The organism is Rhodococcus sp. KRD162, assembly GCF_017168335.1.
In the GTDB taxonomy this organism is placed as follows: domain Bacteria; phylum Actinomycetota; class Actinomycetes; order Mycobacteriales; family Mycobacteriaceae; genus Rhodococcoides.
This window is the reverse complement of the sequence record NZ_JABFAU010000077.1, coordinates 1-12,877: the sequence shown is the minus strand read 5'-3', so window position 1 is coordinate 12,877 and position 12,877 is coordinate 1. Positions and strand designations below refer to the sequence as shown.

The window sequence follows — 12,877 nt, the reverse complement described above, 5'->3', positions numbered from 1 at the left end:
CGCCGAACCTCGAGGAGATGACATGACACGTCAGGAAATCGCCGTCACCGGCGTCGGGCTCATCACGGCCGCAGGTGACACCACCGAAGAATGCTGGGATGCCATCTCGAACGGCCGGTCCGGCATCCGAATCAACACCCTGTTCGACACCTCCCAACTGCGGACCGAATGGGCCGGCATGGTTCGAGCGCCGCTACGTCAGGACCTGGACCGGTGCTACGCCCTCGCCGAACGCGCGATCCGCGAGGCCTTCGCCGGTGCCGACTTCGACCCGGCGCGATCGGATCGTCGCGTCGCCGTGGTCGTCGGCAGCAGCCTGGGGGCCATGCCGACCCTCGAGGCCGAGCATCGCCGTTTCGTGGAGACCTCCGGTTTCGACCACACGGCCGTGGCCAACTCGCAGTTGCACTGCGTTGCCGACTGGATCGCAGGCGAATTCGGCATCTCCGGACCCCGCATCGTGACATCGAATGCCTGCGCCGCCAGTGCCGTCGCCGTCGGCTACGCCGCCGAGCTGCTGTGGAACGACGAGGTCGACGTCGTGCTCTGCGGTGGAGTCGACCCCCTCGCGTCCCTGTCGGCACACGGATTCACCTGCCTCGGTGCGCTCGATCCGCAGCCGTGCTCACCCATGGCTGCGTCCACGGGAATATCGCTCGGCGAGGGTGCGGGCTTCATGATCCTCGAACGCACCGGGGAGGCGGCCGATCGCGGAGCCCGCGTCATCGCCGAAGTAGCCGGGTACGGTCTGACGCTCGACGGCTATCACCAGACCGCACCCGACCCCACCGGCGAGGGAGCGGCCCGCTCGATCACCGAGGCGCTTCGTACGGCGGGACTGCACGCGGACGATATCGACTACGTCAATCTGCACGGGACCGGAACACCGACCAACGATGTGGTGGAGCCCAAGGCAATTCGGGCCGTGTTCGGTAAGGCTGCCCCGCCTGCCAGCACGACGAAATCGATGATCGGGCACACCCTCGGCGCGGCCGGAGCCGTCGAGGCGGTGTGCTGCATCCTGGCCATCGCCACCGACCTTCAGCCGCCGACCGTGAACACTCGCGGGCTCGAATCGGCAACGGGACTCGACATCGTCCCGGACGTCGGGCGCAGCGCACAGACCGATGTGGTGCTGTCGAATTCGTTCGCCTTCGGCGGCAACAATGCCTCACTCGTCATCACCCGCGCCGGACAGGCACGCGACGAGTCGGTTGCGGCGCGGCGAGTCGGTGCACGAGCCGTCATCACCGGGATGTCCGCGATCGCGGGCACCGCCACCTCCACCGAGGAGACGGTGACCGCGGTGGCGTCGGGAACGCCGTTGTTCGGCATCGAGCGCATCGGCTCGGGCGAGAGTGGACCGTGCGACCCGACGCAGGAATCCGACGGCAAGTCGATGTTGTTCGGCAAGGCCAATATTCGCGGGTTGTCCAAGGGCATCAATCCGGCCAAACTGCGCCGAATGGACCCGCTGAGTGTCCTCGCCGCGGCCGCCACCAACGAGCTTCTGAAGACGTTCGGCAAACTCACTCGCGCCGAGGCCGAGGAGACCGGGGTGATCTTCGCGACCGGGTACGGACCGACGACAGCGGTATCGGACTTTCACCGCGGCATCGTCGAGCACGGAGCAGCAGGGGCGAACGCCCTCGTGTTCCCCAACACCGTCGTCAATGCCGCAGCCGGACACCTGGCCATGCTCAACCGTTTTCGCGGCTACACGGCCACGATCTCGACCGGGGGAACAAGCGCAATCGCCGCACTGCACCTCGCCAACCGAGTCATCGAGCGTGGCGCAGCACGACGCATTCTCGTCGTCCTCGCGGACGAGTTTCCCGAGATGGCCGCTCGCACCGTGGCCGGGTTCCCCGGATATCGCGGCGTCGAAGAAGCCGGCAGTGGTGACGGCATGGTGCTCAGCGAAGGATGCGCGGCCTTCCTGGTCGAGTCCGAGGAATCAGCGACAGCGCGCGGGGTTCGGCCGGTGGCTGAGCTCGAAGGGTTCGGTGCGGCGGGCGACACCGGCGGAGTCGGCCGCATCGACCCCGACGGAGCACGGTGGGGCGCGGCGATGTCGACCGCGTTGCGGCAGGCCGGAATCGAGGCCACCGATATCGACCTCGTGGTTCCGTCGGCAGTCGGTAGCGCCTTGCTCGACCGCGCCGAACGGTCGGCCCTGTCGGCGACGGGTCTGGCCGAGGCAACGCAGCACCGATTCAAGAACACCACCGGTGAGACGTTCGGTTCCGCATCCGCAATCGGTCTGGTCAGTGCCCTGTCTGCGAGCGAGGGACCGTCCCGAGTGTTGGTGTCGGCGCAGGCATACGGCGGCAGCTACGCCGCAGCCGTTGCTCGGAGGCTGTCGTGAGCACGCCGGACGCCATCGACCTGATCTCCACCCGACGCCGCTCACTTCCACGAGATCGAGCCGGGTATCCGGTGCGTTTGCACGGTAAAGGGTTGATCGCGGCAGCGGTGCAGTGCCGTGACGGCGTAGCACCGGATCGGCGGTCGATCCGCACGGACGCCTTGCGTCGGTGGACCGTAGCCGATCGCGGACTGCACGCCTCGGTGGCGCATTGCGCTGCCGATGCCGTCGTCGCATTGCACCCGAGTGCCCCGGTGGGAGTCGACCTGCAGGATTGTCGCCCACGCCCGTTGGCGCTCGCGTGGCTCGGGGAACTGGTCGCACTACCCGGTCCGTGCACCATCGCCCAGTTCGCCGAATGCGAGGCGCTCATCAAGGCCTCACATCTGACCAAGGAGACATTCCACGGAGTGCGGCTGCCCGACGCGGCACCCGGATGGCGGCCCATACACGCCGGCTACTGGGTCCACACGGCGGTGCAGCCCGACGGAAGTGCAGTGGCCGTCGTCACCACCGAACCGATGCCGTTGCGCTACAGCACTGCCGAAGATTCGAACGTCCTGAAGGAGGCAGCGTGAGCTCCGCAACTGCAGCAGTGGACCGGCGGTACCGGCGCAAGCTCTCGCGTGTCGAGCGGACCTATGTCAACGCACGCACGCTCGGCGCGAACACCCTGATTCGACTGGTGGTCGACGGCATGGGATCGATCGAGCCCGCAGCGTTCGACGCCGCCGTCGCAGCGGCGTCCTCGGCAGCGCCTGGACTGTCGGTGCGACGCCGCGGCGCGACCTGGCACGGGGGTGGGCCCGCACCGGTGGTCGCTCACCTACCCATCGACCGATTGCACTGCGATGCAGCGTTGTTTCACGATCCGATAGACGTCACCGAGGGCCCCGTCGTTCGCCTCGCCGTCGGGCATTCCGATCCGGCCGACGCGGCCCGCCCACGTACCCGCATAGCCGCCGTCGTCGATCACGCAGTGACCGATGGACACGGTTTCACCGCCTGGCTCGCCGATGTGTTCCGCGAGCTACGAGGCGAGCAGGCCCACGGTTTCCCCTCGGAAGACGCCGACATCGACCTCGCGCGTCGGGCACCGAAATTCGGCAAGCGGAGCGCGCCGACGCCGACGCCGGAACCCAGGCCATCCCCGCTTCGTCGCAGCGGAGTCAGCACCGAGACGACCGCGTGCTGGTATCGAGCAGAACTGCCACCCGTCACCGAACCCGTTGTCGGACATATCGTTGCAGCAGTAGCCGGGTCGCTGCGCTCGGACACCGGTAGCGTGTCGATTCCGGTCGATCTGCGCAGACACTCGCCCGGCATCCGGTCGACGGCAAACCTCTCCTCGCCCGTCGCACTCTCGATCACCCGCGACACCGACGCTCGGTCGGCACAGAGCGCCGTGCTGATGGCCCTGATGCGCGGCCGAGAACTCGATCCCTACCGCAGCGACTACCGCGCGTCCAACGGCTTCGCCCGGTCACTCGACTCTGCTCTCGGCACCGACTCCGACGGTGGACATCCCGTCACCGCGATCATCTCCGATCATGGCGTCATCGACGAAAGGCGTTTCAGCACCGCGTCCTTCGAGCCGCTGACGATCAGCACACTGCCGATGGTCGTGCCGCACGCCTCGATGTTCGTCAGTGCCGTCACGACCTCTCGGGCGACCGTGCTGACCCTCGGCTGCCGACGCGACGACGACCCCGCACTGTGCCTGAATCTGCTGAACTCCGCCTCGGTCGCCCTCGGAGGAGCTGCGAACGCCGCGGCCCTTCCGGGCGGCGGCCCCGCCGATCGAGGAAGTATCCGATGACCACCCGTACCGTCGACATCGACCACTCGCCTACCGCACCGGCGGAGATCGAGCCCACCCCCCGTGCCCGGATGACCATTGCCTGCGCACTGGCCGGAACCCTGCTGGCGACGCTGGACACCACCGTCGTCAACGTCGCGCTGCACTCGGTGACCGAGCGGTTCGGCACCATCGACAAGGTGCAGTGGATCGTCACCGGGTACTTGCTGGCACTCGTCGCGACGATGCCGCTGGCCGGGTGGTTGGCTGCCCGCATCGGCGCAGGCCGGGCGTACATCGGTGCCATCGCGTTGTTCGGGACGGGATCTGCGCTGTGTGCGATCAGCCCGTCTCTCGAGCTGCTGGTCGCCTCGCGTGCGCTCTCGGGCGCCGCCGCCGGAATCATCATTCCGCTGGCCACCGTCATGGTTGCGCGAGATGTCTCCCGCGAGCAATTCGCGCGAGTGCAGGCGCTCAACGGCAGCATTCAACTCATCGGGCCGCTACTGGGACCGACGGTCGGTGGACTGCTCATCGACGCAGGCGGATGGCCGGCAGTGTTCTGGCTCAACGTCCCCGTGTGTGCCGCCATCGCGTGCGCCGGAGCGTTCATCGCGGGGCCGAAACCCACCGGACACCCTCGCCCGCTCGACGTCCTCGGATTGCTCACCGGTGCCACGGCCACAGTCTGCGCCGTGTCGGCCATCTCCGCTCTGTCGCAGAACGATTCGCTCAGGTGGGTACGGGTCCTCGCACTCGCACTGATCAGTGCGCTCGCCCTGACACTGTTCGTGCTGCGAGAAAATCGAACCGAACACCCCCTGCTCGATCTCGGTCTGATGCGACACCGCATCTTCGCGCGTGCCTCGGTCAACGTCTTCCTGCTCGGATTTCTGCTCTACGCACCGATGGTCGTCATCCCCCTCTATTTCTCGGCAGCGCGCGGCGAATCCAGCGTCACGACGGGGCTCCTGCTCTCCACCGCCGGACTGGGCGTGGTGATCTCGGGAATTCTGTGCCCGCGGCTGATGCGTCGCTGGGGAGCCGGGCGCACGATGATCCTCGGGATCGTCGCTACGTTCCTCGCCACCGTCCCGCTCGTCACGCTGTCCGACGACACGTCGTATCCGTTGCTGTGTGGGCTGCTCGTCGTTCGCGGAGCAGGGATCGGCCTCGCCGTCGTCGCGGTGATGACCAAGGCATACCAGTCGAGCCCGGCCGACTCGATCGCCGACGCGGCCGCTCAGCTCAACCTGCTGCAACGCATCGGCGGGGCGCTGGCAGCGGCTGTCGTCTCGTTCGTCCTCGCGCACGCCGCGACCGAGCACGGCGGCCTGGTCTCCGGCGCGTTTGCGCAGACCAGCTGGTGGCTCGTCGGTGCTGCCGCCGTGACGCTGGTGCCTGCCCTTGCACTGGCCAGGGCCGAGGTTCGCACCGCTGCCTGATACCGACCAACTGGCCCTGTTGCTGTTGCGAAACTCTTCCGCACGGGTAACGATGACCGCATGGGGGTCGATTGGGGATTCTTCGCACTGGGCCACGCGCAGTACTTCGCGCCGCCCTGGGCGGAGGGTTCGCCCTGGTTGAGGGGCCCTTTCTCCGATCCGGCAGTCCCCGACGGGTGGATCTCGAGCGACAGCGGGCCGTGGCGGTCGCATCGACCGGCAAGCCCGCTGTCGCCCTCCGGGTGGAAGGTTCACATCTCGGCGCATCCCGACCACGCGGCCAGCGCGGTCGAGCACACGGCACGGGTGTGCGTCGATCACGGCGTCGCCTTCAAACACCTGCGCTCGTCGGGGCTGGCCCATGCGCTGCAGATGAAGTTCGCTCCCACGGCCCACAGCGGCAAGGTCGTGGTGTGTTATCCCGAGCCGGACACCCTGGAGGATCTCTGCTCCGGCCTGGTCGAGGCACTCAGCGGCATCGAAGGACCGGATATCGTCGGTGAGCCCAGAATCGGGACCTCGCCCGTCTACCTGCGCTACGGCGCGTTCTCGGGCGAGTGGATGGTGACCGATGACGGCGTCGTACCCGCGATGCGGTGCGATGGGGAGCTCGAGCAGGATCGACGCGGTAGCGGGGACCACTGCCGATCGCATCCCTACGCCGATGCGGTGGTCGACGACTATCGCAGAACCCTCACCGCAGCCACGCTCCCGTTGCGAGACGCGCGGCTGATCCACCGCACCAACGCCGGTGGTGTCTACCGCGGGACGTGGGAGGACGGTCGCGCAGTCATCGTCAAGGAAGCTCGGCATCGAGCTGGGCTCGATCTCGACCGTATCGCGGCACCGGTCCGGCTGGCTCACGAACATGATGCGCTGCAACGACTCTCAGGACTCGGTGTTGCACCCCAGCCGATCTGGTACGGAACCATCGGCCCCAGCGATTTCCTCGCCATGGAGGACGTCGGGGTGGCCACGCTGGTTCATCACCAAGCGCGCCGTCATCCGGCCGTCATCCCTGGCATCGACGTGCAGGCCTCGGGGTACGCCCGGTGGATCGACGACGTACTCGACGCGGTCCGCCGCGCCTTGGCCGTCATGCACACCGCAGGTGTTGCACACGGCGACGTTCACCCGGCCAATGTCGTGATACAAGAACACGGTTCGGCGACGCTGATCGATTTCGAGTCGTGTTCGATCGACGGCGTCGCGTGTTCCCGCGGGATCGCGGCAGCCGGCTACTCGAACGGTGGACCTCCCACGCCGGCGGGCGACCTGGCAGCCGTGGACAACATCGCCGACGCCCTGCTGCACCCGGCTGCAGCGAACGCGGTGTCGGCGGCCGTGCGCGCGGACATGCTCGCGAGTGCCAGGGCCGATCTCGAGTTGGCTCCGCATTCGAATCGGCTCCCTGGACCGACAGGGACCGCAATCGTCGACGGAATCCGACGGACAGCCACATTCGACGCGCCGGATTCCCTGTTCCCGGTGGACCACCGCCGATTTCACGTACCGGGTGCCGGATTGTCGTTGCTGTGGGGCACGGCAGGTGTGCTCGTCGAACTGCACCGCTGCGGTGCGGATCGAGCCCTGCTCGACGCCGGAGCGACGTGGCTGGCGAAAGCAGCACTCGCTGCGCCGCCACTGCCGTCCGGGTTCGGTGACGGCGGGCATGGAATTGCCTGGGCGCTTGCCGCACTCGGAGATCATGCGTCGGCCGAGCAAGTACTGGAGCGTCTGGACGACGGTCGCCCCGAGCCAGCAGGGCCCTGGTGGCGCAACGGCACCGCCGGAATCGCTCTCGCGTACGCCCACATCGCTCGTGCGACCGGACGAGAGGATCTCCGCGACCGGGCGCTTGCCCTCACCGAGTCCCTGCCGAGAACGCGCACCCGCCCGGTCGGCCACATCCCCGGCATCGGGTTCGGCGGCGCTGGAGTCGCCTGCGCCGCACATGCTCTCGGGCTGCTGCTGGGCGGCGATACCTCGACCGCCGCAACCACGGCACTCGACTGGGACCTGCAGACGTGCGAGCGGCGGTCCGATGGACTCTACGGCCGCCAGGACACGGTGCTGCTGCCGTACCTCGGACGCGGCAGCGGCGGCCTCGCAGTGGCCGCGAAGCTGTGCGGGATCGAACTCGACGCCGACGCGGTTGCCGGACTCGCCGCCGCAGCAGCGACACCGATCGTGGCATTCGGCGGGTTGTACGAGGGCCGAGCCGGGTTGGCCGTCGCCGCACACGCGATCTCCGACGGGGCGCATCCGTACCTGCCCGAGCTGACCCGACGGCTGTGCTGGTCCGTCGGCAGCGTCGATGGCAGTCTCGCTTTCAAGGGTGACCAGAATGCCCGTTACACAACGGATCTCGCGACCGGAGCCGCTGGGGCACTGATCGCTCTGGCACAGGATCCGGTGACCGCATTCGCGTCGAGCTGCGGGTTTTCGGCATGACGGGTGTCATGTTCTCGGTAGCCACAGCGTCACGCAGAACACGTGATCGCAGGTACTGCCGATCACGGGGCCCACTTCGGCAATATTTCCGGTGTCACATCCACACGAACGAGGGACCCGATCATGAACATCGCCGAACTGCACGATCTCACCATCGACAAGACCTCCGACTCCATCGACATCGTCGCTGCCATGAGTGCCGTGTCGGTCAACGGTTGGTGTCTCTGACCGACCCGCCCTGCTGCGCTGATACGGCCACTCGACGCCCTCGCATCACCGAGGAATCGAGCCTGCGGGACGACCCATCGATGGATAAGGTGAGTCGATTCTCGAGAAAGCGGTTTCAGTGACAGCGCCGACCGGCAATACCCGTTCCCGCGACAGATACCCGAGCGAGTCGCTCGCGTTCGCTGCGACGTGGCTCGTCGTCGCACTCATTTCTTTCCTCGGCCTCACCAACATCTTCGATCGTCGAATCGACACCGGCATACCGGTCGCCGTGATGGCTGCGGCAATCGTCGTGTCCGTCGGAACCATCCTGGCGTTGGCTCAGCACGCACTGGCTCACAACTACATCGGACCGAAGTTGAGGATTGCCGGTTGGGTCGCGATTCCGCTCGGAATCCTCAACATCCCGCTGTCGGAAACCTGGGAAACCTGCTGCATTTCCATTGCAATCGCCGCGACGTTGGTGCGGGGCAGTCGCGCACCCATCACGATCGGTGCCGTATGTCTGCTCGTCATTGCAGCCACCGTCAACGCGGACCGGGACGACGGCGTCGAGGCGTTCGGGATCCTGTTGGGGACCGCAGGCCTGGCCGTGGTTCTGATTGCCTTCTCCGAACTCGCTCGGTCACTCATTGCACTACATGCATCACGGGAGGAGGTGGCCAGATTGCAGGTCGACGCCGAGCGTCACCGAATATCGCGGGATCTGCACGACGTCATCGGGCGGACTCTCGTCACCGCCCTGCTCCGCAATCAAGCTGCGATCCAGTTGTTCAGCATCGACCCGGATCGTGCCCGCGAGCAACTGGACCACGTGCATCAGGTGCTCAGCGCCGGGCAGGCGGATCTCCGACGCTTGACGACCGGACCGATCCTGGCCGACTTCGCGGCCGAGTTCGCCACCGTCGAGGCGATGTGCGCACGGCTGGACATCGTGTGCCACTCGGCAGTCGAGCCGCCGGAGGACGAGGACATCGACCGGGTGTTCGCGGCGATCGTCCGGGAGGCGTCGACCAACATGCTCAAGCATGCGCATCCGCGTCGTTGCTCGGTGCGCGTCGCTCTCGAGTCACAGGCACAGGTCCTTGAATTCACGAACGACGGCATCACCCATCGAGGAGCGGTCGAGTCGGGAACGGGAATTACGGACCTGACCGATCAGGTGACCCAACTCGGGGGGCACCTCACCGCGGACTACAGCTCTGACGGAGAATTCGTGGTGCTGGCTCGAATACCGCTGAGCAAGGGAGTGTAAGTGGCGATCAGGCTGTTGCTGGCCGAGGACGTGGCGCTGCTCGCCGAAGCCTTCGAGGTATTGCTCTCCACCGACCCGGATATCGAGGTCGTCGGCCGAGTTGCGCGCGGCGACGAGGTACGTCCGGCCGCAACCGAGCTGAGTCCGGACATCATCCTGATGGACATCGACATGCCAGGGATGACAGGGATCGAGGCCACCGCCGACCTGCGTCGGGCCGGCGTCGCGACCCCGGTCCTGCTGCTGACCGCACTACCCGGAAGCGGCCATGTGCACGACGCGCTCGCCGCCGGGGCCAACGGATATCTGCTCAAGTCGACCGATGCACTGCATCTGCTCGACGGCATCAAAGCCGTCGTCTCCAAGCACACCGTCATCGACCCGGCGCTGGCTGCAGAGGCGCTCCGCGCCGGTCCGAATCCGTTGCGCGACCGCGAACTCGACGTACTGCGCTTGGTCGACGAGGGACTGTCGACCAAGTCCATCGCCGAACGCCTGTTTCTCAGCCCGGGCACCGTGCGCAACTATCTCTCCAGTGCCATCACCACACTGGGTTCCAACAGTCGCCTCGAGGCCATCCGCACCGCACGCGAGAACGGATGGCTCTAGGCCGAACCCGATGATGCGGTCAGCCGCCGTGCGCTTCGACCGCCACGGGCTGCCATTCGCGCCAGCTCTCCAGTCGAGACTGGTAGTCCTTCGTGGCGATCTGCAGCGGAGCATCACCGAAAAAGACTCGTAGCGGTGGCTTTTCGGCGTCCACCACCTTCAGAAGTGCCGATCGTGTTGCAGTCGGATCACCGGGGGTCGACTGCCTCGAGCTCCTGAGCTTCGCCGCGTTGTCCCGAATCGGATCGTACGCAGCGATCTCGGTGGACTTCTTCGCCGACGGACCGGACCAGTCGGTGGAGAACCCACCCGGCTCGATCAGCGTCACATGGATGCCGAAGTCGGCCACCTCCTGAGCGAGAGCCTGGCTGAAACCCTCGAGTGCCCACTTGGATGCGTGGTACGCACCGACATTCGGGAACGCGGAAATACCGCCGATGGACGAGACCTGCAGAATGTGGCCACTGCCCTGCGCGCGCATGAACGGCAACGCCGCCTGCGTCACCCACAGCGCACCGAAGACGTTGGTCTCGATCTGCGCGCGAGCATCTTCCTCGGAGAGCTCCTCGATCATGCCGAACTGGCCGTACCCGGCGTTGTTGACGACGATGTCGAGTGAGCCGAGCTTCTCGTGAGCGTGCTGTACGGCCGCGAAGTCGGCTGCGCGATCGTTCACGTCCAGTTCGATCGGCACAATCGCGTCGCCGTACTGCTCGACGAGGTCTTTCAAGGTATCGGTGTTGCGGGCTGTCGCTGCCACACGATCTCCGCGTTCCAAGGCCGCGATCGCCCATTCGCGTCCGAAGCCCTTGGATGTGCCGGTGATGAACCATGTCTTTACTGCCACTGGATCCGTCCCTTCACTGCGAAGACAAGAGTAGGGACGACGCCCGCTGCAAACGCCTCTCGGCGAGTGGTCGCTCGTAGCGACAAATGGGGTGAGGCCCGGGGCTTGCCGAGCGGACGCCGTCAGCAGAGTCCAACGAGGCATCGGCCCCGGCTATTCCCCGCACCTCAGCTGTGTTCGGTGATCATCACTGCCATGGTGTTCGGCTCGAGGGCCTCGAAGATGTGCGGCGCATCGCCGGGGTAGGCAACGTAGTCGCCCGGGGCCAGTTCGACTGCCTCGCCCATCGGCCCCACCAAGGCGCGTCCGGCGCTGAGCACCACGTGTTCTACAACTCCTGGTGAGTGCGGGTCCGAGCGCCTCGGCTCGCCGACGTCGGCGCTGATCAGGTAGATGTCCCGTCGAGCGTTCGGCGGCGACGAGGCCAGCAGCGTCGCTGTGTAGTCCGCCCGGTCCGAGGCGAATCTCGGCCCGTCGCCCGCACGGATCAGCCGGACCGACTGCTTTGCGGGCTCGACCAGGCGGGAGAACGGCACGCCCAGGGTGACGCTGAGCGCCCACAGGGTTTCCAGACTCGGGTTTCCGGTTCCCGATTCGAGTTGCGAGAGTGTCGATTTCGCAATACCTGCGCGACGGGCCACTTCGGCGAGCGAGAGGCCGACGCGTCGCCTTTCCTGCTGCAGGGCGGCGGCGATCGCCGCAATCGGGGGGCCGGCATCCGCCATTCGTTCACTCCATCGGTACGTTCGTTTGATTTGACGAACAGAATAACATCGTCCAATATAACGACCATGCGTTCGACATGGCGAACTCTCCAGGGAGTCAATTTACGAGATATCGCGCTGGTCTGCCTGGCCGACGCACTGGTAGGGGCCTCCTTCGGAGCCATCTCGGTGGCCGCGGGACTGCCCCTGTGGCTGCCGGTGGTGATGTCGGTGGTGGTCTTCGCCGGCTCGTCACAATTCATCTTCGTCGGCATCCTGGCCGCCGGGGGCAATCCCATCGCCGCCGTGGCGAGCGCACTACTCGCCAACACCCGACTGGTGCCGCTCGGCTTCTCCATCGGCACAGTGTTCGAGAACGTGCCACCGCTGCGGCGTCTACTCGGCACCCACCTGATCACCGACGAAGCCGTCGCATTCAGCGTCGCCGAAGCCGATACCAAAAGCCGTCGAACAGCGTTCTGGCTCTGCGGAATCGGACTGTTCGCCACCTGGAACATCGGCGTCCTGGTCGGCACACTCGGAGGTGGCGCAATCAACGACACCGCCGCACTCGGCCTCGACGCCGCATTCCCGGCCATCCTGCTGGGCCTGATCATGCCAGCGCTCCGCGACCGAGCCACCCGCAACGCCGCATTCATCGGAGCAGCAATCGCCCTCATCGCATCGATGTTCCTACCCAGCGGGCTACCCGTACTCCTGGCCCTGATCGCCGTGATACCGGCCGTACTCTCCACCGCCACCGTCGCACCGAAAGAACCCGCATGAACGTCACCGTCCCCCTGATCGCACTCGTCATCGGCACCTTCGCCCTCCGCATCGCCGGCCCGGCACTGCGAACCCGAGTCACCCTCTCCCCGCGCATCGACACACTCACAACCACAGCAGTCGCCGTCATCTTCGTAGCCATCGTCGCCACCTCCACCCTCCTCATCGACAAGAACTTCGCAGGATTCGCACTACCAGCAGGCGTCGCCGTAGCCGGAATCCTCGCGTGGCGGAAAGCGCCCTTCGTCGTCATCGTGCTCGCAGCAGCAGCAACAACCGCAACCCTGCGATGGTTCGGTGTCCCTTGACATCGACGGCAGGGGTGCAGTGGTCGGCGCTACCGAATCCCCCACCCCCGCGGACCCCCAAGTCCACTCGATGTG

General features: G+C 66.5%; 11 protein-coding genes. 9 read left to right on the top strand and 2 right to left on the bottom strand.

All coding sequences use genetic code 11. The features are described 5' to 3' along the window. Positions 1 to 22: 22 nt before the first annotated feature. The 7 genes from J1M87_RS27265 (at position 23) to J1M87_RS27235 (ending at position 10,157) form a co-directional block, all read left to right on the top strand. Positions 23 to 2,368, top strand: a complete 2,346-nt coding sequence (locus J1M87_RS27265) for a beta-ketoacyl-[acyl-carrier-protein] synthase family protein (RefSeq protein WP_206492777.1) — start codon at positions 23 to 25, stop codon at positions 2,366 to 2,368. Beyond that, positions 2,365 to 2,946 carry a 4'-phosphopantetheinyl transferase superfamily protein gene (locus J1M87_RS27260; RefSeq protein ID WP_206492776.1) on the top strand — a complete coding sequence of 194 codons (582 nt, stop codon included), beginning with the start codon at positions 2,365 to 2,367 and terminating at the stop codon, positions 2,944 to 2,946. Before J1M87_RS27265 ends, J1M87_RS27260 begins: the two co-directional genes overlap by 4 nt. Beyond that, positions 2,943 to 4,187, top strand: coding sequence for a hypothetical protein (locus J1M87_RS27255; protein WP_206492775.1), 1,245 nt, complete (start codon positions 2,943 to 2,945; stop codon positions 4,185 to 4,187). Before J1M87_RS27260 ends, J1M87_RS27255 begins: the two co-directional genes overlap by 4 nt. Further along, complete coding sequence (locus tag J1M87_RS27250; RefSeq protein ID WP_206492774.1) at positions 4,184 to 5,611, top strand: DHA2 family efflux MFS transporter permease subunit; 1,428 nt, start codon at positions 4,184 to 4,186, stop codon at positions 5,609 to 5,611. The genes J1M87_RS27255 and J1M87_RS27250 overlap by 4 nt, the downstream gene beginning before the upstream one ends. Before the next feature lie 60 nt (positions 5,612 to 5,671). Beyond that, the gene (locus J1M87_RS27245; protein WP_206492773.1) at positions 5,672 to 8,065 is read left to right on the top strand and encodes a phosphotransferase; all 2,394 of its coding nucleotides are present in this window, start codon (positions 5,672 to 5,674) and stop codon (positions 8,063 to 8,065) included. 346 nt (positions 8,066 to 8,411) lie between these two features. Then, positions 8,412 to 9,548, top strand: a complete 1,137-nt coding sequence (locus tag J1M87_RS27240) for a sensor histidine kinase (RefSeq protein WP_206492772.1) — start codon at positions 8,412 to 8,414, stop codon at positions 9,546 to 9,548. After that, a complete protein-coding gene (locus tag J1M87_RS27235; RefSeq protein WP_206492771.1) occupies positions 9,549 to 10,157 on the top strand; it encodes a response regulator transcription factor in 609 nt (202 codons plus the stop codon). A gap of 19 nt (positions 10,158 to 10,176) precedes the next feature. Here the strand turns inward: J1M87_RS27235 and J1M87_RS27230 are convergent, their stop codons facing one another. Beyond that, the gene (locus J1M87_RS27230; protein WP_206492770.1) at positions 10,177 to 11,004 is read right to left on the bottom strand and encodes an SDR family oxidoreductase; all 828 of its coding nucleotides are present in this window, start codon (positions 11,002 to 11,004) and stop codon (positions 10,177 to 10,179) included. A 167-nt stretch (positions 11,005 to 11,171) separates the two neighbouring features. Beyond that, entirely contained in the window at positions 11,172 to 11,729 is a 558-nt protein-coding gene (locus J1M87_RS27225; RefSeq protein ID WP_206492769.1) for a helix-turn-helix domain-containing protein, read from the bottom strand. Between the two features lie 66 nt (positions 11,730 to 11,795). Here J1M87_RS27225 and J1M87_RS27220 point away from each other — a divergent pair, with 66 nt between their 5' ends. Together J1M87_RS27220 and J1M87_RS27215 are read left to right on the top strand one after the other, a co-directional pair. After that, on the top strand, positions 11,796 to 12,494 hold the full coding sequence (locus J1M87_RS27220) for an AzlC family ABC transporter permease (protein WP_206492768.1): 699 nt from the start codon (positions 11,796 to 11,798) through the stop codon (positions 12,492 to 12,494). Beyond that, a complete protein-coding gene (locus J1M87_RS27215; protein WP_206492767.1) occupies positions 12,491 to 12,802 on the top strand; it encodes an AzlD domain-containing protein in 312 nt (103 codons plus the stop codon). The genes J1M87_RS27220 and J1M87_RS27215 overlap by 4 nt, the downstream gene beginning before the upstream one ends. The last annotated feature ends 75 nt before the right edge of the window (positions 12,803 to 12,877 follow it).

Coding starts and splice junctions, on each gene's coding strand:
- J1M87_RS27265 (WP_206492777.1), top strand. CDS start 23: ATGACACGTCAGGAAATCGCCGTCACCGGCGTCGGGCTCATCACGGCC.
- J1M87_RS27250 (WP_206492774.1), top strand. CDS start 4,184: ATGACCACCCGTACCGTCGACATCGACCACTCGCCTACCGCACCGGCG.
- J1M87_RS27245 (WP_206492773.1), top strand. CDS start 5,672: ATGGGGGTCGATTGGGGATTCTTCGCACTGGGCCACGCGCAGTACTTC.
- J1M87_RS27225 (WP_206492769.1), bottom strand. CDS start 11,729: ATGGCGGATGCCGGCCCCCCGATTGCGGCGATCGCCGCCGCCCTGCAG.
- J1M87_RS27220 (WP_206492768.1), top strand. CDS start 11,796: ATGCGTTCGACATGGCGAACTCTCCAGGGAGTCAATTTACGAGATATC.
- J1M87_RS27215 (WP_206492767.1), top strand. CDS start 12,491: ATGAACGTCACCGTCCCCCTGATCGCACTCGTCATCGGCACCTTCGCC.